Below are 23,740 nucleotides of genomic sequence, written 5' to 3'. Positions count from 1 at the left end.
TCGTACGGGGAGCCGGGCGCGGCGGGGGCACGGGGCCCCGCGCACGACCGGCCCGGGGTCAGTCGGCGGCCGGGGGTCAGTCGGCGGCCGCGGCCCGCCAGACCGTGGTGATGTTGCAGAACTCCCGCATGCCGTGCCCGGACAGTTCGCGCCCGTACCCCGAGCGCTTGACGCCGCCGAAGGGCAGCGCCGGGTGGGAGGCGGTCATGCCGTTGACGAAGACGCCGCCGGCTTCGAGGTCGCGGGCGAACCGGGCCACGTCCGCGTCGTCCCGGGTCCACACGTTCGAGCTCAGCCCGAAGGGCGTGCTGTTGGCCCGGTCGACGGCCTCGTCCAGGTTCCGCACCCGGTAGAGGGTGGCGACGGGCCCGAAGGTCTCCTCCTGGTCGACGCGCATGGCGGGGGTGACGTCGGCCAGGACCGTGGGCTCGTAGAACCAGCCGTCGGGGCGGCCCGGCGGGCGCCGACCGCCGCAGAGCACGGTGACGCCGCGACGCACGGCGTCCTCGACGAGCTCCTCCACGTCGGCGCGGCCGCTCTCGGTCGCCAGCGGGCCCACGTCGGTGGACTCCTCCATCGGGTCGCCCACGACGAGTGCCGACATGCCGGCCGTGAAGCGCTCGGCGAACTCGTCGTAGACCTCGGTGTGCACGATGAACCGCTTGGCGGCGATGCACGACTGCCCGTTGTTCTGCACGCGCGCGGTCACGGCCGTGGCCGCCGCGCGGGCGACGTCCGCCGACGGCATCACGACGTACGGGTCGCTGCCGCCCAGCTCCAGCACCGTCTTCTTGACCTCGTCCCCGGCCACCGAGGCGACCGCGCGCCCGGCCGGTTCGCTGCCGGTCAGCGTGGCCGCCGCGACCCTGGGGTCGCGCAGTACGGCCTCCACTCCCCCGGAGCCGATGAGCAGGGTCTGGAAGCACCCGCGCGGGAACCCCGCCCGGCGGAAGAGGTCGCCGAGGTAGAGCGCGGTCTGCGGCACGTTCGAGGCGTGCTTGAGCAGGCCCACGTTGCCCGCCATGAGGGCGGGCGCGGCGAACCGTACGACCTGCCACAGCGGGAAGTTCCACGGCATGACGGCCAGGACCACGCCGACCGGCCGGTAGCGGACGTGGACGGACGCCGCCCCCGCGTCGCGCACGTCGGCCTCGGCGGGGTGCTCGTCGGCCAGCAGGGACTCCGCGTGGGCGGCGTACCAGCGCATCGCCTTCACGCATTTGGCCGCCTCCGCGCGGGAGGCGGCCAGGGGCTTGCCCATCTCGGTGGTCATGGTCCGCGCGACGGCTTCCGCCTCCTCCTCCAGGAGCGCCGCCGCCCGCATGAGGAGGTCGGACCGTTCGGCGAAGGAGGTGCGGCGGTAGGTGGAGAAGGTCCGCGCGGCCTCCGCCAGGCACTCCTCGACGGCGCCGGGATCGAGCGCGTCGAAGGTGGCCAGCGTCCGGCCGGTGGTGGGATCCACGGTGGCGAGGGTCATGGTCGGGCCTTCCTGCGAGTGAGCCGCCGCCTCGAACCCTGCCCCGCGGGCCACGGCCCCGCAACGCGAGGGCCGGGACCGCGCGGGGCCGGGGGCGGCTTCGCCGGGCGCGCTCCCGGCGGGCCGTCAGGCCACGCCGACGACGAGCTTGCCGCGCGCCCGGCCCTCCCGCAGGTGGCGGACGGCGTCGGGGACCTCGGCCAGCGGGTAGGTGCGGTCGACGGCCGGGCGCAGCGACCCCGCTTCAATGAGTTCGGTGAGGATGAGCAGGTCGCGGTGGTGCACCGTGGCGGCGAGGGCGCGCAGCCGCTGGCGGAGGAAGGGGGAGAGCAGCATCGCGCGCAGCTGGCGGTCGTTCCCGCCGATCCACCGTCCGCCGCCCTCGCCGCCGATGATGACGAGGGTGCCGTCGGCGGTGAGGGACCGGCGGAGCGCGGTCAGGGATCTGTTCCCGGCGGCGTCGAGGACGAGGTCGTGGCGCCGGCTGCCGTCGGTCGGGTCGGCGCGCGCGTAGTCGACGGCCTCGTCGGCGCCGAGCGAGCGGACCAGGTCGGCCTTGCCGGCGCTGCACACGCCGGTGACGTGCGCGCCGAGGTTCTTGGCCAGTTGGACGGCGAAGCTGCCCACGCCGCCGGAGGCGCCGAGGACGAGGACGCTGCGGCCGGCGCCGAGGGGGCCGCCGTCGCGCACTGCTTTGAGGGCGGTGCAGCCGGACACCGGGACGGCTGCCGCCTCCTCGAAGCTCAGGTTGGCGGGCTTCGGCGCGAGCCGCCCCTCCTTCGCGCGGGCGTACTCGGCGAAGGAGCCCTCCGCGTTGCCGTAGACCTCGTCGCCCGTTCGGAAGCGGGTCACGCCGGGTCCCACGGCCGCCACCTCGCCGGCGACGTCGAGCCCCCGTACGCGGTCCTTGGGCGCGCGCAGGCCGAAGCCCGCGGCGCGTATCGCGTACGGCATGCCCGCCATCAGGTGCCAGACGCCCGGGTCCACGCCGGCGGCGCGGACCCGTACGAGGACCTCGCCCGGGCCCGGTTCCGGGCGGTCGATCTCTTCGAGCCGCATGACGTCCGGCGGGCCGTACACGTCGTGGACGATGGCCTTCATGAGCTGTCTCCCTCGGTCTCGCGGTACTGGAACACGTGGTCGAGCGGGACGCCGAAGACGCGGGCGATCTGGAAGGCCTTCTCCAGGGAGGGCGAGTAGCGGCCCTGCTCGATGGCGATGACGGTCTGGCGGGTCACACCGATGCGCCGGGCGAGTTCGGCCTGGGTCATCTCGTCGGCGGCGAAGCGCAGGGCACGGATCGTGTTGGTGACGCTCGTCGGCTTCACCACGGGTGGAAGCCCAGCCGGTAGGAGACGATCTTCGTGCCCGAGCCGAGGAGCGCTGACAGGACGAAGGCCAGGTAGATGGCGTTGGCGATCCAGAAGGGCGCCGCGTCCAGCATCGCGAGGACGAGTCCGGCCACCGCGCCGATCACGACGAACGACTGGCCGATGTGCTCGCCGAAGCGGCCGATCTCCCGGTCCCGCTGGTCCTTGGCCCGGGCGTCCTCGGGCGAGAGGGCGGTCACGGCGATGTGCAGCAGGACCGAGGCGGCGATCGACGCGCCGACCGACCACATGAGCACGTGCTCGTACGGCACCTGGGTGAGCGGTAGGTCTCCGGACCGGCCGAGCACCACCGCCAGGTAGACCGCGTACGACAGGACCGAGACCACGATCATGATCCAGGCGCGTTTCTCTTCGACCGCCACCGGCGCTCCTCGTGTAAAGAATCTTTGACTCTCGCAGTGTCAAGCAGTCCGGACATGATGTCAATGATTCTGTACATGCCTCTCGGGCCGGTACGGGCGCGGATCGCGGGGCGGGACCGGGGCGAGCCGTGCGTGCAACACGCGCATCAACGGGCTTCCGCATACCGGAATGCGCCCCACCGGGGCGGGGCAGAACGCAGGAGCCTCCCTCGCCCGCACCGGAAAGGAATGCCATGCCCGATCGGAACCCGGTCTTCACGGCGGACTTCGGCTCGGCCTCCCAGTGGGTCGCCGGCCGTTCGTGGGCGTATCCCCGTGGCGGCCCCACCAACCCCGGCGACGACAAGCTCGACCACCTCGTGACCGACCCCGACTACAGCCGCTCCGGGACCTTCCGGGCCTCCCGGCGCCCGGACGGCAAGTGGGACGCGGGACTGCTGACCACGGAGGGCAGCGACGAGGGGTTCATGGTCAGGACCGGCGACACGCTGGAGGCGCGGGTGCGCCTGCCCGTGGAGACCGGCGCCTGGCCCGCCATCTGGACCTGGCTGGACGGCGGCAACGAGATCGACGTCTTCGAGTACCACCCGGACAATCCCGACCTGCTCGAACTCTCCAACCATGTGCGGGGCGGCGGCCACTACTACCGCGACCCCTCGATCCGACCCGGCGCATGGGTGGATCTCGGGGTCGACTTCGGCTCCCGCTCGGTGGTGTGGCGGGTCAACGGCCGCCAGGTGCACGCCGACCGGCGGGGCGTCGGGCTGCGCTGGCGGGCGTACCTCATCGTGAACCTGTCGGTGAGCGCCGGGCGTTACCACCCGGCGCCCGGTCCGGACGTCTCGCGCATGTCCTACGAGGTGTCCGCGCTGAGCGTGTACCGCTCCTCGTGGCGGCGCTACTTCAAGTAGGGGCCCGGGGCGCCGATCCGGCCGGGACCGTCGAGGACGTAGACGCGCAGGTTTCCCTTGCCCGGCGCGGCCACGGCGAGGGTCCCGTCGGTGACGACCCGGGTGTCGCCGGTGACGGCGTCGCGGTAGGTGCCGTTGGGAATCCCCGTGTACCCGGCCGCCCCGGAGACGGTGACCAGGGCGAAGCTGTCCGTACCGGCCGCGGTGTAGCGGCGCTTGAACGCCATCTGTCCGGTGATGCCGTCCGTGGAGTACTGCCCCGTCTGCAGGGCCGGTACCGAACGGCGGATCTCGTTCAGCCGCTGGACGTGCTGGACCAGCGGCATGGCGAGGGTCCCGGCGACCGCCCCGGTGGCGGAGTCCGCCCGGGCGAACTGCGAGGCCCGGACGTCCCCGGCGAGATGGTCGCCGAAGTAGGCGCGGCCCGTGGTGGCCAGCGGGCAGCTCGGACCGCAGTCGATCCTCCTGCCCTTCTGGAACTCGATCTCCGATCCGTAGTAGAGCGCGGGGATGCCGCGGAACGTCCACATGAGCGACATGTTCTCGGCCCACGCGTCGGTGCCGCCCGCGTAGCGCTCCGCGCTCTTGTTGGGGCCGTAGTCGTGGCTGTCGACGTAGACGACGTTGTACGTGGCGTCGTTGGTCGAGTCGTCGGAGTCCTTGCCGTTGTGGAAGGCGTTGGGGGCGTCACCGAAGTTCATGTGCATCCGCATGTCGATGATGTTCATCCCGGAGAACGCGCTGCGGTCCGGCGCGTGGTAGGTGTTGCCCACGAGGAAGGCGTTCGCCGACCTCGGCTGCGCCTGCGGTCCCGCCTGGTTCTCGTACGCGTACATCTCCAGGGCGGCCGCCGCGTCGCCGGCGCTGTACTGCTTGCGCTCCTTCCATGTGAAGAACTGGGCGGAGTGGTTCACCGAGCCCCGGTTCCACTTGTCGTTGACGAAGGCCCCGACCTCGCCGAAGACGAAGAAGTTCTCCGCGGCCGCGCTGCCGAACCGCTGCGTGACGCGCTCCTGGATGGCGGGCAGGAAGCGTCGGTTCCAGGTGGTGCGCGGAATGTGCACGGCGGTGTCCACCCGGAAGCCGTCGACGCCCATGTCGATGTACTTGGCGTAGGCGCCGATCAGGTAGTTCTGGACGGGGGCGGACTCGGTGTCGAAGTCGGCGAGGTCGTCGTGCAGCCAGCAGGAACGCGAGTCCTCGCCCTCCCAGTTGCCCAGCCAGCACGCGTGGTAGTACTGCTCCGGGAACATGCCGGACGTGGGCCCGGGCCACTGGCAGTTGTAGATGCGGTAGCCCTGCGGGGAGGTCGACGAGGTGGGCGTGCCCCAGTCGAGGCAGGTGTTGCCGGTCGGCTCCCGCGTGGACCAGAGGTCGCCGTTGTAGTAGGACTTGCCGCTCTTGGGGTCGACCGTCAGACCGTCGTAGTCGAATCCCTCGTTCCGCTCGTCGTAGTACCAGGACCAGTCCTGGTCCCGGACCCCGAAGACCGTGGGGGTGAACAGGCCCTTGGCCCCCCAGCGCGAGGAGTGGTTGTAGACGACGTCCTGATAGATCTTCATGCCCTTGGCGTGGGCGGCGTTGATCAGGTCCCGGTACGAGGCGCCGGCGGACTCCAGGCGCGGGTCGACTCGGTAGAAGTCATAGCCGTGGTAGCCGTGGTAGTCGTAGTCGGAACGGTTCAGCACGACCGGGGTGATCCAGACCGCGGACATGCCGAGGGCCTTGATGTAGTCGAGCTTCTCGATCAGGCCCTTGAAGTCGCCCCGGAACATGGGGTCGCCCTGAGCGGCGTTGCCGGACTTCTCGTGCTGGTTGCCGCCCCGGTCGTTGCCCGCGTCACCGTTGTGGAAGCGTGCGGTGAGGACGAAGTAGATGGGGTCCTTGCGCGGGTCGGTGCCGAGCGGCCGGCCCGGGGGCGCGGCCGGGGGCGCGTCACCGGTGGTGGCCGTGGCGGCCATAGAGGGTGCGGAGGTGTTCCCGGCGGCGTCCATCGCCTTGACCGTGTAGGAGTAGGCGGTCCTCGGTTCCAGGTTCGACTCGGTCAGCACCGTCGAACCCACGTCGGTGACCACACTGCCTCGGGTGCCGCCGGTGCGCGTGACCTGGTACTTCGTCACCCGTTTGTTGTCTGTGGAGGGTTCCCAGGTCAGGATGACGGCCACGCCGTCGGCCCGGGCGACCGGAGCGGACGGCGGGGTCGGCGGCTCGGTGTCCGGGGGTTCGGCGGCGCACGGGTCGTTCGCGTTCGCCGTGACCGTGCGGTCCTTCACGGTGCTCGGGCCGGCGGGGAGCGTGTAGTCGCCGCCGTTGTTGTTGTCCCAGACGCCGTTGCCGTTGTTGAACGCGGCGCGCATGCCCGTGGCGCCGCCGAGGACCACGGTCTTCTTCACCCAGCCGGTGCAGGCGGGCTGCATGCCGGTGCCCGGGACGGTCGTCCAGGCCCCGCCGTCGGGCCTGTAGTGCAGGTTCGTCGTGGTCCAGCCGACGGTGGCCGTCGAGTAGTAGACGGTCGCGGTGGCGGATCCGCCGCCCGTGGGGGTCGGGAGGGGGGTGGGCGTCGGAGGCGGGCCCGTGCCCGCGCAGGGGTCGCTGTGCGCCACGGCACCGTCCTTGACGGTAACGCTGCCGGGGCCGAGGTCGTAGTTCCGGCCCGCGTTGTTGTCCCATGCGCCGGAACCGTTGTTGAAGGTGGCCTTCAGGCCGGCCGCGGCGCCCAGCGGGACGGTCCGCTTGGCCCAGTCGGCACAGGCGGCCTCCATCGGCACGCCGGGTACGGAGGTCCAGGATCCGCCGTCAGGGGCGTAGTGGAGGTAGGGGGCGGGCCAGTTCTTGGTCTTCGTGTAGTAGAAGACCGTGACGGAGTTCTCGGCGCCGGCGGTCGCCGCGGTGGCGGCGTCGGCCGCGGGGGGCAGTGCCGCGAGCAGGCCGAGGAGTCCCGCCGCCGCGGTGGCGGCCGCGAGGAAGCGTGCCGGGGGCAGGCGGTGCGGGGTGCGTCTCATGCGTGGCTCCCAGCTAGGGCCGCGGCGGCGGTGGCCGCGGCGTCCGCGGGCGGGGCGCCGGGGCGCGCCCTCGCCGTTCCGCCGGGGCCTCGGCGCGCCCAAAGCCCCGGCGGACGGGGGTGGTTGGCCTGAAAGGGCAATCTGAATCTTGCTGCAAGCGCTTGCGTCGTGGAAGTTACCGGCCGCTGACACCCCCGTAAAGAGGTCGGGCACGGCCGTTCGCGCCCCACTGGGCGCCGGGCCCCGGTCTTGCCGGCGCCGGTTACTCTCAGTGCTGTCGATCAAGAGACCGAGCGAGACGGACGAGGACAGGGGAACGGGAAAGCGATGGACATGAGAGCGATAGCGAGGAGGGGTGCCGGGGTGCTGGGCTCCCTGGTGCTCACCGCGCTGCTGGGCGCACCGGCGGCGGTGGCCGCGGAGCCGAAGAACCTCCAGGTCATGTCCTGGAACATGTGCGGTTCGCAGCGCTCCACCTGGCATTGCGAGGGCACCGGAACACCCGAGCAGAAGATCGGCGTGGTCACGCACCACGTGCGGAACTCCTACGTGCAGGCCGCGTTGCTGCAGGAGGTGTGCGAGGACGACCTGACCCTGCTGATGACGCAGCTGGGGGCGGGGTGGAGCAAGAGCTTCGAGCCGTACCAGTGGTCGCAGGACGGAACGAGGTGGAACAGCCGCTGCGGTGAGGACACCGGGCGCGCGGACCGCATCGGCACAGCGATCCTGGTCAAGGGCGGGATGGCGGACGCCGGGCAGTACCCGCTGACGCAGCCGTACACGGGTCAGCAGACTCCCTTCCAGTGCGCGACGGCGGTCTACTGGGACGTCCGGCTGTGCAACGTCCACGCCTCGCGGCTGGGCAGCAATCCGGACCACCCCGACTGGGACTACCGCGACGACCAGTTCGCGCAGATCAAGGCCGTGGTGGACACCTTCCCCAAGGTGGTCTTCGGCGGGGACTTCAATGCGCTCCCGCCGGACGCCCCGAACAACGCCGCCGCGTGGGTGTGGCCTGCCGGCCTCTACTCCACGGGTCCCGGCACCGAGGGCTACCAGGAGTGCGACCAGAGCGGCGCCTCCCGGACGGGACGGGCGACCCACAGCTTCGGCGGGAAGATCGACTACGTCTTCAGCAGCGAGACCCGACGCTGGTGCGCGGTGGCCGACTCGGCCTACTCCGACCACCACGTGATGATCGAGAGCGTGAGCGTGGCCGCGTAGGCTTCCCGCCTCCGGGGGGGCGCGGGCGCGGCCCGGAGGGCGGGCGCGGGTACGCCGCGCCCGCCCTCCGGCAGGCGGTCGGCGCCACGGCGGTCACGACGGTCACCGCGTCAGGCCGCTCCGAGCGCTTCCCGCAGGCTCAGCACCGGGCAGTCGAACGCCACCGACAGGACCTGCCGCTGCCGTTCCGTCAGCACCGTCAGCGGGGTGAGGAGGACGACGGCGCCGGCGCCGGTCCGCTCCCGTATCCCGGCCGCCTCGCGGACCTTGCCGGAGCGCATGAGCGTGCGCGAGGAGAACGGCAGGGACATCTTCCGCACCCCGCCGTCCGAGACTCCCCGGCGCTGGACGACCCGCGCGGCGACCCGGGCGCCGCGCGCCGCCAAGTCGGCCGCGGCGGCGTCCATGAGCGCGCCGGCGTCCTTCTGCTTGCCGGAGAAGTACCCCGCGAGCAGGACGACGGTGCCCGCGACGACCGGCGTCGGAACCTCGCGTACGGGAACAGCCGTGCCCACGCGGAACACGGAGCGGCGCTCGCGGCGCCGGCGCCGATCGTGATGCATGGCCGCCACCGTAGCCGGACTCCATGCCCGGCCCCATGCCTTTTCGCCCGCCCGGCTCCCCCGCGGCCCTGCGCCGCTGTTCCGCACCCGCTCCGGGCAGCGGCGGCGGGCGCCGCCCCGGTTTCCCTGGCCGAGCCTCGCGGGCTTCCGCGCCGGGCGGGGCTACGGTGGGGCCGGTCCCGATCAGGACGAGCGACAGTGGAGTGGGCTGCTGTGTCGACGTCAAGTCACGAGGTGTTCGGCGCGCCGTGCTGGGTGAGCCTGATGGCCCGCGACCTCGCTTCCGCACAACGCTTCTACGGCCCGGTGCTGGGCTGGGAGTTCCGCCGCACCCGTTTCGGAGACGGCTTCTCCATCGCGTTCCGCGACGGGGCGCCGGTCGCCGGGATCGGCGCGCTGGCCGAGAGCCTCGCCCTCCCGGTGGCGTGGACCCCGTACTTCGCCGTCGACGACGCGGACGACACGGCGGCCCGGGTCCGCGAGCGCGGCGCCACCATGGCCGTCGGCCCGCTGTCCTTCGGTACGGGCCGCGCCGGACTGGCCGCCGACCCGGACGGGGCGGTCTTCGGCTTCTGGCAGGGCGAGGTGATCCCCGACTGGACGGTGGGCCGCGGGACGGCGCCCGCCTGGCTCGAACTCCGCACCCGCGACGCCTTCGCCGCGGCGATCTTCTACGGCGAGGTCCTCGACTGGGCCGGCGAGCGCCCCGGCTGCTGCATGGTCTCCTACGAGCACGACCACGTCGTGCTGCGCCACGGCCGCAACACGGTCGCCCGGATCAACGGCGGCGCCGTGGACACCGACCCGGACCCGCAGGTCAGGCCGCGCTGGCACGTCCACTTCCAGGTACCGGACCTGGAGGCCGCCGTGGCTGACGCCATCCGCCTGGGCGGCCGTACCGCCTCCCCTGTCCGGACGTCTCCGACCGGCCGCTGGGTCGCGGTCGGCGATCCCGACGGCGCCCTGTTCACCCTCGTCTCGCCGGCGTCGTCCTGACCGGCGCCTTCGGCCCGTCAGCCCGTCGCACGCGGGGGAGGGCTTCCTCCGCCGGGCGCGAGGGGAACGTCGGGCATGAGGTAGCTCATGCCGTCGTCGGTCACGAAGGAGCACAGCAGGCCGTCGTCGGGACCGGCCGGCGGTCCGAGATGGATGCTGAAGGGCTCCGGCGGGTCGCCGGGAAGCTGCGCCGCCAGCACGGTGCGGGCCGCCCTCTGGGGGCGCGCGGTGGCGACGGTCCGGCCGTCCACCAGTACCGCGACGGCGCGGCGGGGCCCCTCGCACAGCACGCTGATCGAGTGGCCGTTCTGATCGAGGTGGAAACGGTGCCGATTGGTCATGGCGACCTCCCGGAGCCACGTGTGTTCCCCCTCTGCATCGTACGGCGCGCCGTACGGGTACGGGCTCCCCCGGGCGACAGGATGTGCCTCCACCGGAAGTCACTCGGAGAGACCGGATCGGGACTTCCGTGGCAGGCCAGGAAGAGACCGTCTATGCAGTCCACTTTCGACACGGCGATCGAGTACGCCGGGAACACCGTGCTGATCAGTGCCGCGGGCGTGCTGGACGCGCACGCGGCCCCGGCACTGGCGCACGCGCTGGACCCGACGCCGGACCATACGGCGGTCGCCCTGGTGGACCTGCACGGGGTGCACGTGATGGACGAGCCGGGCCTGGGCCTGCTCCTCGACCTCCGGCGGCGTGCCGAGGACCTGGGGCTGCGGGTCCTGGTCGTCGGCTGGCAGGCGCAGCCCCGGCAGCTGCTGGAACTGCTGTCCCTCGACGGCGAGGACGCCGGGGAGGGACCGGGCGGAACCGCCGAGGACGGGCCGGGCCGAGCCGCCGACGATGCCGCGGGCGGCGACCCCGCCGCCGCCCGTGCGTTCTGCCGCGTCGTACGGCAGCGCGCCGAGCAGGAGCGCGCCTGGGCGGACGTCGAGGCGGAGGCGAGCGGCAAGGGCCTGCACGTGCGTTCCGTACACGACATGCTCGCCAGGATCTGGCGCACCCGGCCGCCGGCCGGGGACTCCCGCCGACGGCGGGTGTGAGGGAGGCCGCCGCGAGGCCGTCCCGACCCGCACCGCGCCGTACCCGTACGGCCCGGTGCACCTTCGATACCGCATGCCGACTCCTGCCGTCCTCCACTCACCCTTTCCGGGTCGAAGGGAACGAGACCGTGGTGTTTCCTCCTCCTGCCGCCGAGCCCGCCGCCGAGCCCGCGCCGGCGCCCGCCGCCGCGACCGCGCCCTCCGTGTCCGGGGCGACCTCCGTGTCCGGGGCGCCCGCGTCCGGGACACCTGCGTCCGGGGCTCCCGCGTCCTGCCCACCGGACGAGGCGGTCGACGCCCCGGTGACGGCGCAGGCCCTCGGCATGATCATGGCGCTGACCCCGTGCACGGCGCGTGAGGCCCGGACGGTACTGACGGCGGCGTCGGAGACGGCCGGTGTCACTCCAATGGCGGTGGCCCTCGCGCTGGTGGACGGCTCGCGGGGCGGTGTCGTGCCCTCCGGTGTGGAGCGCGGGCTGCGCCTGGCCATCGGGGCCGCCCGGGTCTCGCCCGCCTCCCCGGTACGGGGGCTGCTGCCGTGTCCCGAGCGGACCGCGGACGCCCTCGCGCGCTTCCGGGAGTGCCGGCGGCGGGTCCGGGAGACGCCGTGGGACGAGGGCGCCCGGAGCGAGCTCGACGACGCCGCGTACACGCTGTGCGTCCTCATGGCGCGCCGGACGGTGCACGAAGCGGTGCTCGCGGCCATGAGACACCTCGCCGAACGGCGGTAGCTGGCTCTCCCGCCCCCTGGGGGGCAGAGTAGGGAGTGCGGGGTATGCGACCTTTGCTGCCTTTGCACCCTTTGCCCATCTGACCGACGAGGGGTCGACGATGTCACTGACGGTGTCCGCATCCACTCCGAACCCCGAGACGCCCGCCACGGCCGAGGCAGCTCCCGCGGCCTTTCCCGCGACCGCGCCGGAACGACTGACCATGGGAGTGGAAGAGGAGTTCCTGCTGGTCGACCCGCGCAGCCGGGCTCCCGTCGGGCGCGGGCCGCGTGTGGTCCGGGCGGCGAGCGGGCTGCTGGGCGCGCGGGTGCAGCCGGAGTTCTTCACCGCCCAGGTGGAGGTCTGCTCCCAGCCCGCTTCGAGTGCCGCCGCCCTCCGCGCCGACCTGGCACGGCTGCGGTCCGTCCTGGGCGCGGCGGCCGCCGACGAGGGCTGCCTGCTCGTCGCGTCCGGCACTCCCCCGATACCACCGGACCGGCCGCTGGTGGTGAGCGAGGGCGAGCGCTACCGGCGGATGGAGGAGCGCTTCCCGCACGCGATAGGCCGGTACGACCAGGTCGTGTGCGGCTGCCACGTGCACGTGGGCGTCACGGGGCGCGCCCAGGCGCTCGCACTCGCGAACCACATGCGCCCCTGGCTCCCCGTCCTGCAGGCACTCGCGGCCAACTCCCCGTACGCGCACGGCGGGGACACCGGGTACGCGAGCTGGCGGTCGGTCGAGCACGCCCACTGGCCCACGGTGGGCCCCGCCCCGGTCCTGGACGAGGACGGCTACGACCGGCTGGCCCAGGCCCTCGTACAGCGGGGGACCCTGATGGACCGGCGCATGATCTATTGGTACGCCCGCCCGTCGGAGCACGTGCCGACCCTGGAGATCCGGGTCGCCGACGTCACGTCCGACCTCGACACGGTCGTCCTGCTCGCCATCCTCGTACGGGGCCTCGCCGCCACGCTGACGCCGGAGATCGACGACGGCCGCCCGCCCCCGGAGCTGGCGAGCCGGGCGCTGCTGGAGGCACACCGCCTCGGCGCCGCGAACGGCTTGGACGGCGAGGGGCTGGACCCGGTCGCAGGCCTGCTGGTGCCCGCGCCGCAGCTGCTCGACCGGCTCCTCGAACGAGCCGCCCCCGGCCTGCACGCGGCGGGCGACCTGGCCGTGGCCGCCGGCATCGTGGAACGGATCCGCACCCGGGGCAACGGCGCGGCCCGGCAGCGGTCGGCCTACGCGCGGCGCGGCCGGATCCGGGACGTCGTGGACGGCCTCGCGCGGTCCACGGCAGCCGCCTGAGGCATCGCCCAGGCGCGCACGCTACTGGTCCCCGGCCCTGGTGGGGCCGGGGACCAGTAGCGTGCGGCGCCGCGTCGGCGCCGTTGGGCTCAGGCGCGGTGGCTGCCGAACGGGCCGCCGCCGATGCCGTAGTAGAGGCCCAGCTCCTCGCGGTAGCCGGTGTCGCCCAGGTGCTGCTCCCGGTGGAATTCCGGGGCGTCCTTGATCTGGTCCTTGGTGAGGCTGACGTGGATCTTCTCCTCCTCCAGGTCGACGCGGGTCACGGCGCCGGCGGGGAGGAGCACTTCCTTCCCGAAGATCCACACTCCGGTGTCCACGACGAGGTAGGCGTCACCGGCCTCGTCGGAGTGCTTGTCGACCTTGCCGATACTGCCGTCGAGCGCCTCGACCTTGTAGCCGGTCAGGTCGGCACCCGTCAGGTGGCCCGAGGTGACGGGGTAGTTCCAGGCGTGGTCAGTCACGCGAAAACATCTCCTCCGGTGGCGGGGGCCCGGGGGTCGCGGCGGACGTGACGCCGTCGTCCCGCTCGGCCTCCCTCTCGGTCCTGTGTCTCCTTGCCTGTGCCGCGCCTGCCCCGCGACCGGCGGCGTACACGTGGGCCGAACCGCCTTCCCCGCGCCGCGCGGACGCGCATACTCGGAACATGGCTGACACCACCACGGTCGAGCTCGACGCCGACGTCCACGCGCGGCTGACCGCCCTCGCCGAGGCCCGCGGGCTGGACCTGGCCGGCTACCTGGCCGAGCTGGCCGCCGCCCAGGAGCAGGAGGCCGCCCTGGCCCGCGCCACCGGCGCCTTCGAGCGGGCGGTGGAGCGGCCCGGTTTCCGCGAGGGGTTCGCACGCGATTTCGGCGCCGGGCGGGACGGCTCCTCCCGGGCGGCCTGAGGCGGGCGCCCGCGCCCGCTCCCCGGAGCGGGCTGGTTCGGCGCCCGGGGCGGGCGGGCGGCCGCTGTGACTCCGCCCACCCTCCCTTGACCAGACAAGGAAGGCATACCTAAGTTCGGCGTCATGAGCCAGCACCCCCCGTCCTGCGACGGTCCCGACGCCACCGGCCCGCACCTGCCCGGAGCCGGGCGGCCGGACCCCGCGGCGCTGGTGGACTTCACTGTCGACCTCACCGCCCACGAGGTGTCCCGCCGGGCCGAGGTGATGGCCGCCCTCGGCTCCGACTGGGACCCGGTCGAGGTACTGCGCGGCGAGGAAGCGGCGTACGACCTGCTGTACTCGGGCCTCGACGAGGCGCAGCAGCGCCTGTACGACGACCTGGTCGCGGCGGGCGTGCTCCCGGGGCGGGGGCACGGCCGTGCTGCCGCTTGACCCTCAGGCAAACATCGGCCGCCGGGCCTGGGTGCCGTGCCCGAACTGCGACGACACCCGCGGCTGCGAGCCCTGCGGGGAGCGCAGGACCTGCTCCGCGCACTGGCGGTACCTACTCGCCAACACCGGCAGCCTGCTGCACCTCCAGTGCCCGGGCTGTACCCACGTGTGGGTGCACGAGAGCGGTTTCGGCGCCACCCGGTCCACCCTGTGGAGCCGGGTCACCCGAGCCCTCCCGCGGCTCTGACGCGGTCGGGGAGCCGCGCCCCGCAAACGTCCCTATGCTCGGAACAGAGGGGGCGCTGCGAACTCTGGAGGGCGGCCGTCATGACCGAGCTGAGCGACGCGGTGCAGGCCGACCGCGCCCTGAAGGACAAGCACCGGGCGATGTGGGCCCTGGGCGACTACCCGTCCGTGGCCTCGCGCCTCATCTCCGACCTGGGACCCCTGCTCGTCCGGGAATGCGCCGTCGGGCGCGGGGACCGGGTGCTCGATATCGCCGCGGGCTCCGGCAACGTGGCCATTCCGGCCGCCGAGGCGGGAGCGGACGTGGTCGCCTCCGACCTCACCCCCGACCTGCTGGAGGTGGGCCGCCATCTGGCCTCGGTACGCGGCGTGGAGCTGGAGTGGTGCGAGGCCGACGCCGAGGCGCTGCCGTTCGCGGACGGCGAGTTCGACACGGTGATGTCCTGTGTCGGCATCATGTTCGCCCCGCACCACGCGGCGGCCGCCTCCGAGATGCTGCGCGTCTGCCGCTCGGGCGGCACCATCGGGCTGATCAACTGGACCCCGCAGGGGTTCATCGGGCAGATGTTCGCCGCGATGAAGCCCTACGCGCCCCCGCCGCCGCCCGGGGCCCAGCCGCCGCCGCTGTGGGGCGACGAGGAGCACGTCCACGAGCTCCTCGGTGACGCGGTCACCGACGTGGAGACCTCGCGCCGCACGGTCCGCGTGGCCCGGTTCGGGCAGCCGGAGGAGTTCCGCGCCTTCTTCAAGGCCTGCTACGGACCGACCATCGCCGTCTACCGCTTCATCGGCGACGACCCCGAGCGCGTGGCGGCCCTCGACGCCGACCTCGACGCCCTCGTGCGCGCGAACTCCGCGAACGGCGTCATGGAGTGGGAGTACCTGCTCCTCACGGCACACCGCACCTGACCGCACCCGCCCGCCCTCCTTCCGCCGCGGGGCGGACCCCCGGGTGGGCGGAAGCAGGCGGTCGGGGGTAAGACGGGCCGGACCCCCTGTCGGGCGGCGGCCCGGTCGTGCTGGCCGCCTCCGACTCGGGCTCGGGCGCCGGCGGCACCTACACCGCCACCTCCCTCACACCCTCCGGCAGCTGGACCGCCGGCGGCAGCGGCGGCGGGTTCTCCTGGACCTATCCGCTGGGGGTTCCCTCCACGCAGGTCGGCCCGGTCCCGAAGATCGCGTTCTCGTACTCCTCGCAGGCGGTGGACGGCAGGACCTCCGTCGCCAACGGGCAGGCGTCCTGGATCGGTGACGGCTGGGGGTACGAGCCCGGTTTCATCGAGCGCCAGTACCGCTCCTGCTCGCAGGACCGCAAACACACCCCGGGCGCGCCGAACAACGACAACGCCACGGACAAGAAGAAGGCCGACCTCTGCTGGGCCGGCGACCGCGTGGTGATGTCGCTGAACGGCGGCAACACCGAACTCGTCCGCGACGCCGCGAGCGGCAAATGGATCCCGGCCTCCGACGATGGCGCCCGCGTGGAGCTCAGGACCGACCCGGGCAACGGCAACGGCGCGAAGGACGGCGAGAACTGGGTTGTCACAACCCGGGACGGCACTCGCTACCACTTCGGCCGTCACGCCGTCGGCGCCCACATCTCCAAGGACGGCCAGACCCGCACGGTCACCGACTCCGTGCTCACGGTGCCGGTCGTGGGCAACCACCCCGGCGAGCCCTGCCACGCCTCCACCTACGCCGCCTCCTTCTGTGAACAGGCGTGGCGCTGGAACCTCGACTACGTCGAGGACGTCAACGGCAACGCGATGGTCATCGACTGGGCCAGGGAGACCAACCGCTATGCCAAGAACGAGAAGTTCAAGGAGAAGGTCTCCTACGCCCGCGGCGGCTACCCGCTGGCGATCAGCTACGGCCTGCGTGGCGACAACCTCGCCGGAGCACCCGCCGCCCGGGTCGAGTTCACCGTCGACGAACGCTGCATCGAGTCCGGCGCCACCGCCTGCGCGAACGCCAAGTTCGAGTCGAAGAACTACGAGGACAAGCAGGTCTGGTGGGACACCCCGTCCACGCTGCACTGCAAGGAGGTCAAGGAGGACTGCTACGTCACCTCCCCGACCTTCTGGACCCGCAAGCGCCTGACCTCGGTCACCACGTGGGCGCAGCGCACCGAGGGCTCGACCAGCCTGTCCCGGGTCGACCACTGGAACCTGACGCAGTCCTTCCCGAAGCAGCGCACGGACACCCACCCGCCGCTGTGGCTGGAATCCATCTCCCGCACCGGCTACAGCACGCGGACGGACCCGGGCGGCAACCAGCTCACCGACAAGCTGCCGGCCGTCTCCTTCCTGGCCAACGTGCAGGACATGCCCAACCGTGTCGCGAAGAGCACCACGGACGCCACCCCCGACTTCGACCGCCTCCGCGTGGAGACCATCCGCACGGAGACCGGCGGCGACATCCAGGTGGACTACTCCGCCCCGTGCGCAGTGGGGACCGCGCACCCGAAGCCGGAGGAGAACACCACCCGCTGTTTCCCCGTCCACTGGTCGCCCGACTCGGACCTGGAGAGCCCTCCGCTGGAGTGGTTCAACAAGTACGTGGTGGACCGTGTGGTCGAGAAGGACCGCGTCGCGCGCCAGCCCGACGTCACCACCAGCTACACCTACGAGGGCGGCGCCGCCTGGGGCAAGGACACGGACGAGTGGTCCAAGCCCGAGCTGCGCACCTACAACCAGTGGCGCGGCTACGCCTCGGTACTGATCCGCAAGGGCGTCACCGAGAACACGGGCAAGCCGGACGCCACCGAGCAGACGCAGAACCGGGTCAGGTTCTTCCGCGGCATGTCCGGCGACGGCGGCCGCGCGAAGGTCTACGTCAAGGACTCCACCGGCACCCAGGATCTCGGCGAGGACCTGCCCAGCTACCAGGGGCTCGCGGCCGAGACGATCACCTTCACGAAGGCCGACGGCGCAGTCCACTCGCGTGAGCTGACCTGGCCGACGAGCAAGGAGACCGCGTCCCTGGCCAGGCCCGGCACAACGGACCTGAAGGCGTACCGCGTCGGCACGGAGCGGCAGGAGAAGGTTCGGGCCGTCAGCGGCGGCCGGACCTTCCTCTCCCGGACCCGGAACACCTACGACCCGGCGTACGGTCTGCCGACGAGCAGTCAGATGGAGACCCTCAGCTCCAACGGCACAGGCTGGACGACCGAGGAAGTCACCTGCTCGACCTCCAGCTACGTCCACAACACGGCGGCGCACCTCATCGGCCTCGCCCACCATGTGCGCAGCACCGCCGGCGACTGCACCCAGACCGCGGCCGGAACCGTGCTCGCCGACGCCCGCACGTCCTACGACGCGCTGAACGCCTTCGGCGTCGCCCCGGTGAAGGGCAATCCCGTCCAGGTCGATACCCTGAACGGGGCCGGCACCGGATGGGTCACCACCAGCCGTACCGAGTACGACGCCTATGGCCGCGTGACCAAGGTCTCCGACGCGGCGGGGAACCCGACGTCCTCCGTCTTCACCCCGGCCACCGGCACGCCGTTCAGCGTGACGACGGCCAACGCGCTCGGGCACACCACGACCACCAAGGTCGACCCCGGCCGCGGCAGCGCGCTGGAGACCACCGACGCGAACGGGCGCAAGGTCACCCAGACATACGACGGCCTCGGCCGTGTCACGGCGGTCTGGACCCCGTCCCAGAACCCCGCCTCGGACCTCGCCTCGCACACGTTCGCGTACCAGGTCAGCGAACACGAGCCGACCGTCGTCACGAGCAGGACCCTGCGTGACAACGGTACGTACGAGAACGCCGTGGCCCTCTTCGACGGACTGCTCCGCCCGCGCCAGAACCAGACCGAGGGATTGGGCGGCGGCCGCCTGGTCGTCGACACCCTGCACAGCGCCAACGGCACCGTCCGCCAGGTCGACAACAGCTACTACGCCGAGGGCGAGCCCGAGAAGAAGATCTTCGTCCCGGAGACCGTCTTCCATGTCCCCAGCTCCACGCAGACCGCCTACGACGGCCTCGGCCGCGTCGTACGTTCGACCAACCTGTACAGCGACGCCACCCAGACCCCCTACTCCACCACCACGGAATACGGGGGCGACTGGGTCCTGACCCGCACGGCCATGTCGGCCGGTGCGAGCCCGACGCCGCTCCAGGGCAGCAAGGCCGTCAAGACCACGGCCGACGCACTCGGCCGGACGGTCAAGTCGCAGCACGCCCTGACCACGAGCAGCCCGATGACCTGGCGTGACACCACGTACGCCTACGACGTGCGCGGCAACCTCGCCCAGGTGACCGACGCCGCCTCGAACAGCTGGACGTACACGTACGACGCGCGCGGTAACCAGAAGACCGCCGTCGACCCCGATCTGGGCAAGGCCGAGTTCGTCCACAGCGACCTCGACCAGGTCACCTGGAGCCGTGATGCCACAGGGCGGGCCCAGCACTTCAAGTACGACGCCCTCGGCCGCAAGGTGGCCCAGCGGGACGACACGTCGGACGGCCGCCTGGTGGCGACCTGGACCTTCGACACTCTTCCGGGCGGCAAGGGGAAGCCGGTCGCGGCCACGCGACTCGACGAGAACGGCAAGGGCTTCGTCTCGGCGGTGACCGGCTACGACAGCGAGTACCGGCCCACGGGAACCAAGACCGTCATCCCCGACACCCCGGCCACCACCGGTCTGGCCGGTACCTACAGCTACACGAACACCTACACGCGCACAGGCAAGGCACAGTCGATCGGGCTCCCCGCCACTCCCGGCGGGCTGGCCGCCGAAAAGCTCATCACCCGGTACAACGCCGACGGCGCCGCGGTCACCACGTCGGGCCTGTCCTGGTACACGGCAGACACGGTCTACAGCCCCTTCGGCCAGGTGCTGCGCACGGCGTCGGGCAATGCCCCGACCCGCGTCTGGGCCACCAGCCTGTACAACCGGAACACGGGGCGGCTCAAGGAATCCATCACCGACCGGGAGACGGCGAACCACAACCGGGTCAGCGCGCTGGCGTACGCCTACGACGTCGTCGGCAACATCAACTCGATCACGGACACGCAGCCCGGCGGCAGGGTCGACCGCCAGTGCTTCACGCAGGACACGATGGGCCAGCTCACCCAGGCCTGGACGGGCAAGACCTGCACGGGCCCGGTCAAGGACGATGTCACCGCCGGCCCGGACGGCGACGGCTACCGCCAGTCGTACACGTTCGACACGATCGGCAACCGCACGAAGCTGACCTCGCACGACCTGACCGATCCGGCGCTCGACGACGAGTACACGTACTCCTACGGCGTCACCGTCCCCGGCGGCGGCTCCCAGCCGCCCGTCACCACCAAGCCGCACGCGCTGACCCAGGTCGACGCGGTCACCCGGGACCCGGGCTCCACCGTCTCGCTGCGTTCCACGTACGGGTACGACGCCGCGGGCAACACGACCCGCCGCACCATCGGCGGCGACACCCAGACCCTGGAATGGGACCGGCAGAACAAGCTGACCAAGGCCGTCAGCCCCGGTATCGGCAAGTTCGCGGTCACCGGACTGGCCGGCAAGTGCCTGGACCTCGACGGCGGTCGGACCACTGACGGCAGCGCGATCCAGCTGTGGACCTGCAACGAGTCGAAGGCCCAGCAGTTCCGTCTGTCGGGCGACACCGTACGGGTCCTGGACAAGTGCCTGGCCGACCGGGGCGGCGCCGTCCGCCTGGCCGTGTGCGACGGAACCCCGTCCCAGAAGTTCGTGTACCGGCCTGCCGACAAGACCTTGCACAACCCGGCCACGAACACCTGCGTGGACGTTCCGGGCGGCACCACCACCGACGGTACGGACCTGATCCTGTTCGCCTGCGCAGGCGGCCCCAACCAGCAGTGGTCCTTCGGCGACACCACCACCTACATCCACGACGCCGACGGCAACCGCCTCATCCAGGAGACCGGCTCCAGCCGGACCCTCTCCCTGGGCGAGGCCCAGATCACCGTGAACAAGGCCGGACAGGCGATCGACGCCGTCCGGTACTACGGCAGCCCCGGCAGCCCCACCACGATCCGGCGCACCCTGGGCAAGACGACCGGCCACACGCTCACCGTCACCGTGTCCGACCACCACGGCACCGGCACCACCTCCATCGACCAGGCCGCCGGCCAGGCGATCAGCCGCCGCAAGTTCGACCCGTACGGCAACGTCCGCGGCGGGGAGCAGAACCAGTGGCCCGACAAGCGCACCTTCCTGGGGGTGGGCACCGACGACAACACCACGGGCCTGACCCATATCGGGGCCCGCGAGTACGACCCCTCGACCGGCCGCTTCCTCTCGGTCGACCCGGTCATCGACATCGCCGACCCGCTCCAGATGAACGGGTACACGTACTCCAACGGCGACCCGATCAACCAGAGCGACCCGACGGGTCTGGAGAGTTGCTTCGGGGCCGGGTACTGCTCCGGCAGCAACGGCACCTACGGCGACTACGACCCGGACTACAAGACGAAGAACGCGCCCAAGCCGCCCACCCCTACGGGCAACGGCAGCGCGGGCGGCAAGGGTGCTCAGGTCACCGTCAAGAAGCAGGGCAAGTCGATCACGGTGAACGGCCAGTACGTTCCCACGCACGCGGAGATGATCGCGAAGTACCGGTTCGCCAGCGCCAAGCACGCCTACGAACAGGATCTGCAGACCTGGACCCGCATGACGTGCAGCACCAGGTTGTCACCTGCGGACGACACGAACGGCTTCTGCGGCGCAGCCGGTCAAATGGGCTGGATGGGTGGTACGGCGGACGTCGACTACCTCGAAGTGATCGGCCTGAGGAATCCGATCGACTGCTGGAACGGCAGCGGTGAGGCCTGTAAGGACGCGGCCATCGACCTCTCCGTCGACGTCGGCATCTCCGCGGCCACCTTCGGCCTCGGCAAGGTCGCCAAGGTCGTGTTCAAGGGCATCAAGGCTTCGATGAAGAAGGGCAAGGGCGGGGTACCCATCCAATGCCTCATCAACGCGGCGAACAGCTTCCCGGCAGGCACAGTCGTCCTGCTGGCCGACGGCGGCTCGAAGGCGATCGAGGACCTGGAGAACGGTGACCTGGTCCTCGCCACCGATCCGGAAACGGGTAGGACTGAAGCCCAGCCGGTATCCGCGGTCATCTCCACGGACAACGACAAGGACTACGTCGAACTGACCCTGGCCACCGGTGCCACGGCCTCCTCGGTCGTCACCACCGGCCACCACCCGTTCTGGTCCGAGTCGGACCGGACCTGGACCGACGCCGCCGCCCTGCGCCCCGGCTCCACGCTCCGCACGGACGACGGCTCCGCCGTCACTCTGAAGGCCACCCGCGCTTTCGAGTCCGAGCAGCGCACCTACAACCTGACCGTCGCATCCCTCCACACGTACTATGTGCTGGCGGCGGCCACGCCGGTCCTCGTCCACAATTCCGGCCCTTGCGATCCGCCTCTGAAGTCGTTGCACCCTGACAGTTCGCTCGACAAGAGTTCACTGGACTTCTGGGGCAAGCAGGACACGGAGGATATCCTCTTCTCATTGCGGCCGGGAGCGAGGGAGGCGCTGCGAGTGAAGCCGGACGGGACGATCGCGAACGGGAACACTCGAATCAAGGTTCTGCGGGATCGTGGATACGATGTTGATTCCTTGCCTCGCGAACCCTTTGGCAGCAACCAGCCGATGACGGACGAGGATTTCTGGGACATGGATCAATGAACATTCGAGATCGAGTGCTTGCGGTGCTGGAGTCCGAGTCCAAGGAAGCGTTCCTGCTCGCCCTGGGGCATCGGCTGGGCACATCAGCACGCTTCATTTTCTCGGAGGAGTCGTCGGACGCGCTGCAACGAGCCCGAGCTTGCAATGAGATGATGATCGCCATCTGGCTGCAGGTGTGGGCAATGAAGGATGCCGAGGGGGATGGCTATCCCGATGCGGAATTCCTTCCGATCCTGCTGGGAAAGGCTGACGCAGGAAACGCGCGTTCGCATCTTCGCGATGCGATCGAGAGCGCCCTGCTCTCGGTCAACGAAAATGGGACATCAGGCCGCGAATTTACAAGCCCGTAAGGCGCTCCGATAAGAGATCTCGGGGCATCAGGGGCCCCGCCGGAAGGACTTGTAAACCCGCGGTAGTGATGCAACGAGGCCCCGTCGGGAATGTCCCGGCGGGGCTTCGCCGTTCGCCGGGTGCCGGTCGGCCGGTCAGGAGGCCCAGCGGTCGATGTCGACGATGCGGCAGGTGATCGGTTCCGTGATGCGGTCCAGGCCCTGCGCCGTCACCTCGGCGCTCTGGCCCGACGCCAGGGCGTCGACGGAGGCGTAGGCGTCGCCGAGGCGCTTGCCGGCCGCGTTGACGAACTCGATCTGCACGGAGTAGTCGCTGGTCTTGCTGGACCGGTTCTCGATGAGGAGGCGGGCATCGGCCCAGTCCAGCGTGGAGTCGAGTGCGCACTTGGTGATCCGTACGTCTCCCGCGGTGCCGCGCTCCGGGGCCGCGGAGTGGCCTGCCGGGTGCGAGGGGGTGCGCGGGGCCGGTTTTGGAGTCGGGTCGCTGGTACCGCCGATGAGCAGGACGGCGGCGACCAGGACGACGAACAGTGCGATCAGGCCCAGGCACGAGAAGCCGACGATCCTGCCCGTATTGCGCTTGCCCGCCGGCTGGGGTGGAGGCTGCCCCCAGCCGGGTGGGGGTTCCTGGTGCGACATGGGTCCAGGGTCCGCCCGGACCGGCGCGGCCGCATCCCGGGTGCGGAGGGGCGGCCGACTCCGCGGCGGGCGCTCCACGGCTACGGTGAGGCGGCCGCCGGGCGGAGCGCCGGTCCGAGGGGTTAGCCGCCCGGCGTCGTGCGCTCATCGCCCGCCGTGCGGGTCCGGCTCGGGAGCGATGACGGCCTTCAGTCCGTAGTCCAGTTCCGCGCCGTCGACGAGCAGCGCCTCCACGGTGCGCGTGCGCGGATCGATGTCCGCCTCCAGTCCTTCACCGCGGTAGCGGGGGTATCCGGAGGCGCCCATCCCGCCGGTCGCCTCGACGACGGCGGACCGCAGGGCCTTGTCCGTCGCCTTGGCGCGGCCCAGGTTCTCGATGTGCTCGGGCACCAGCAGGATCTCGAAGCGCTGCGGCTCAGTGGTCATGCCCGAAGCTAGACACGCCCCCCGCGGGCTGGCAAGGACCCCGCCCCCTTCGGCCGTGTCGCCCGGCCCGCGCCAGGCGGGCGGTACGGGC

At 71.6% G+C, this 23,740-nt stretch carries 22 protein-coding genes; 12 read left to right on the top strand and 10 right to left on the bottom strand.

Annotation, left to right across the window (positions count from 1 at the left end; all coding sequences use genetic code 11):
- Positions 1-76: 76 nt before the first annotated feature.
- The 4 genes from ACFWUQ_RS05875 to ACFWUQ_RS05860 form a co-directional block, all read right to left on the bottom strand.
- The gene (locus ACFWUQ_RS05875; RefSeq protein WP_384533339.1) at positions 77-1,477 is read right to left on the bottom strand and encodes an NADP-dependent succinic semialdehyde dehydrogenase; all 1,401 of its coding nucleotides are present in this window, start codon (positions 1,475-1,477) and stop codon (positions 77-79) included.
- A 126-nt stretch (positions 1,478-1,603) separates the two neighbouring features.
- Positions 1,604-2,578, bottom strand: coding sequence for an NAD(P)-dependent alcohol dehydrogenase (locus ACFWUQ_RS05870; protein WP_384533336.1), 975 nt, complete (start codon positions 2,576-2,578; stop codon positions 1,604-1,606).
- Positions 2,575-2,748, bottom strand: coding sequence for a helix-turn-helix transcriptional regulator (locus ACFWUQ_RS05865; protein ID WP_384533362.1), 174 nt, complete (start codon positions 2,746-2,748; stop codon positions 2,575-2,577). The genes ACFWUQ_RS05870 and ACFWUQ_RS05865 overlap by 4 nt, the downstream gene beginning before the upstream one ends.
- A 53-nt stretch (positions 2,749-2,801) precedes the next feature.
- Positions 2,802-3,230, bottom strand: a complete 429-nt coding sequence (locus tag ACFWUQ_RS05860) for a hypothetical protein (protein WP_384533333.1) — start codon at positions 3,228-3,230, stop codon at positions 2,802-2,804.
- A gap of 233 nt (positions 3,231-3,463) precedes the next feature.
- On the opposite strand from ACFWUQ_RS05860, the gene ACFWUQ_RS05855 reads away from it, so the two are divergent.
- Positions 3,464-4,141 (top strand): beta-glucanase, encoded by a 678-nt coding sequence (locus tag ACFWUQ_RS05855; protein ID WP_384533330.1) that lies wholly within the window; start codon positions 3,464-3,466, stop codon positions 4,139-4,141.
- On the opposite strand, the gene ACFWUQ_RS05850 is transcribed toward ACFWUQ_RS05855, so the two are convergent.
- On the bottom strand, positions 4,129-7,143 hold the full coding sequence (locus ACFWUQ_RS05850) for a carbohydrate binding domain-containing protein (protein WP_384533327.1): 3,015 nt from the start codon (positions 7,141-7,143) through the stop codon (positions 4,129-4,131). The two genes, ACFWUQ_RS05855 and ACFWUQ_RS05850, sit on opposite strands and share 13 nt — an antisense overlap.
- 363 nt (positions 7,144-7,506) lie before the next feature.
- On the opposite strand from ACFWUQ_RS05850, the gene ACFWUQ_RS05845 reads away from it, so the two are divergent.
- Positions 7,507-8,367 (top strand): endonuclease/exonuclease/phosphatase family protein, encoded by an 861-nt coding sequence (locus ACFWUQ_RS05845; protein ID WP_384533324.1) that lies wholly within the window; start codon positions 7,507-7,509, stop codon positions 8,365-8,367.
- Positions 8,368-8,477: 110 nt separating this feature from the next.
- On the opposite strand, the gene ACFWUQ_RS05840 is transcribed toward ACFWUQ_RS05845, so the two are convergent.
- Positions 8,478-8,930 carry a hypothetical protein gene (locus ACFWUQ_RS05840; protein WP_384533321.1) on the bottom strand — a complete coding sequence of 151 codons (453 nt, stop codon included), beginning with the start codon at positions 8,928-8,930 and terminating at the stop codon, positions 8,478-8,480.
- Between the two features lie 264 nt (positions 8,931-9,194).
- Between ACFWUQ_RS05840 and ACFWUQ_RS05835 the strand changes: the two genes are divergently transcribed.
- Complete coding sequence (locus tag ACFWUQ_RS05835) at positions 9,195-9,926, top strand: VOC family protein (RefSeq protein WP_384533359.1); 732 nt, start codon at positions 9,195-9,197, stop codon at positions 9,924-9,926.
- A 17-nt stretch (positions 9,927-9,943) separates the two neighbouring features.
- Here ACFWUQ_RS05835 and ACFWUQ_RS05830 read toward each other — a convergent pair whose 3' ends face one another.
- Positions 9,944-10,267: a hypothetical protein gene (locus tag ACFWUQ_RS05830; RefSeq protein ID WP_384533318.1), complete on the bottom strand. Its 324-nt coding sequence runs from the start codon at positions 10,265-10,267 to the stop codon at positions 9,944-9,946.
- A 153-nt stretch (positions 10,268-10,420) separates the two neighbouring features.
- Between ACFWUQ_RS05830 and ACFWUQ_RS05825 the strand changes: the two genes are divergently transcribed.
- From ACFWUQ_RS05825 to ACFWUQ_RS05815, 3 genes are all read left to right on the top strand, one after another.
- Entirely contained in the window at positions 10,421-10,975 is a 555-nt protein-coding gene (locus ACFWUQ_RS05825; protein ID WP_384533316.1) for an STAS domain-containing protein, read from the top strand.
- A 131-nt stretch (positions 10,976-11,106) separates the two neighbouring features.
- Positions 11,107-11,706: a DUF5133 domain-containing protein gene (locus ACFWUQ_RS05820; RefSeq protein WP_384533313.1), complete on the top strand. Its 600-nt coding sequence runs from the start codon at positions 11,107-11,109 to the stop codon at positions 11,704-11,706.
- Between the two features lie 112 nt (positions 11,707-11,818).
- Entirely contained in the window at positions 11,819-12,994 is a 1,176-nt protein-coding gene (locus tag ACFWUQ_RS05815; RefSeq protein WP_384533310.1) for a glutamate--cysteine ligase, read from the top strand.
- 89 nt (positions 12,995-13,083) lie between these two features.
- Here the strand turns inward: ACFWUQ_RS05815 and ACFWUQ_RS05810 are convergent, their stop codons facing one another.
- Positions 13,084-13,455, bottom strand: coding sequence for a PRC-barrel domain-containing protein (locus tag ACFWUQ_RS05810; protein WP_384533307.1), 372 nt, complete (start codon positions 13,453-13,455; stop codon positions 13,084-13,086).
- Positions 13,456-13,637: 182 nt separating this feature from the next.
- On the opposite strand from ACFWUQ_RS05810, the gene ACFWUQ_RS05805 reads away from it, so the two are divergent.
- The 6 genes from ACFWUQ_RS05805 (at position 13,638) to ACFWUQ_RS05780 (ending at position 22,584) form a co-directional block, all read left to right on the top strand.
- Complete coding sequence (locus ACFWUQ_RS05805) at positions 13,638-13,880, top strand: antitoxin MazE7 (RefSeq protein WP_384533304.1); 243 nt, start codon at positions 13,638-13,640, stop codon at positions 13,878-13,880.
- Between the two features lie 123 nt (positions 13,881-14,003).
- Positions 14,004-14,312: a DUF6400 family protein gene (locus ACFWUQ_RS05800; protein WP_384533301.1), complete on the top strand. Its 309-nt coding sequence runs from the start codon at positions 14,004-14,006 to the stop codon at positions 14,310-14,312.
- Positions 14,299-14,559, top strand: coding sequence for a hypothetical protein (locus tag ACFWUQ_RS05795; RefSeq protein ID WP_384533298.1), 261 nt, complete (start codon positions 14,299-14,301; stop codon positions 14,557-14,559). Before ACFWUQ_RS05800 ends, ACFWUQ_RS05795 begins: the two co-directional genes overlap by 14 nt.
- Before the next feature lie 80 nt (positions 14,560-14,639).
- Positions 14,640-15,467 (top strand): class I SAM-dependent methyltransferase, encoded by an 828-nt coding sequence (locus ACFWUQ_RS05790; protein WP_384533295.1) that lies wholly within the window; start codon positions 14,640-14,642, stop codon positions 15,465-15,467.
- A 107-nt stretch (positions 15,468-15,574) separates the two neighbouring features.
- On the top strand, positions 15,575-22,234 hold the full coding sequence (locus ACFWUQ_RS05785; protein ID WP_384533293.1) for a ricin-type beta-trefoil lectin domain protein: 6,660 nt from the start codon (positions 15,575-15,577) through the stop codon (positions 22,232-22,234).
- On the top strand, positions 22,231-22,584 hold the full coding sequence (locus ACFWUQ_RS05780; protein WP_384533290.1) for a hypothetical protein: 354 nt from the start codon (positions 22,231-22,233) through the stop codon (positions 22,582-22,584). The genes ACFWUQ_RS05785 and ACFWUQ_RS05780 overlap by 4 nt, the downstream gene beginning before the upstream one ends.
- Before the next feature lie 135 nt (positions 22,585-22,719).
- Here the strand turns inward: ACFWUQ_RS05780 and ACFWUQ_RS05775 are convergent, their stop codons facing one another.
- Together ACFWUQ_RS05775 and ACFWUQ_RS05770 are read right to left on the bottom strand one after the other, a co-directional pair.
- The gene (locus ACFWUQ_RS05775) at positions 22,720-23,223 is read right to left on the bottom strand and encodes an FxLYD domain-containing protein (protein WP_384533287.1); all 504 of its coding nucleotides are present in this window, start codon (positions 23,221-23,223) and stop codon (positions 22,720-22,722) included.
- Between the two features lie 144 nt (positions 23,224-23,367).
- Positions 23,368-23,649, bottom strand: coding sequence for a hypothetical protein (locus ACFWUQ_RS05770; protein ID WP_384533284.1), 282 nt, complete (start codon positions 23,647-23,649; stop codon positions 23,368-23,370).
- Positions 23,650-23,740: the final 91 nt, after the last annotated feature.

This window comes from Streptomyces sp. NPDC058662, from assembly GCF_042716255.1.
In the GTDB taxonomy this organism is placed as follows: Bacteria; Actinomycetota; Actinomycetes; order Streptomycetales; family Streptomycetaceae; genus Streptomyces.
The sequence above is the reverse complement of the archived record's forward strand: the minus strand, read 5'-3'. Positions and strand labels throughout refer to the sequence as shown.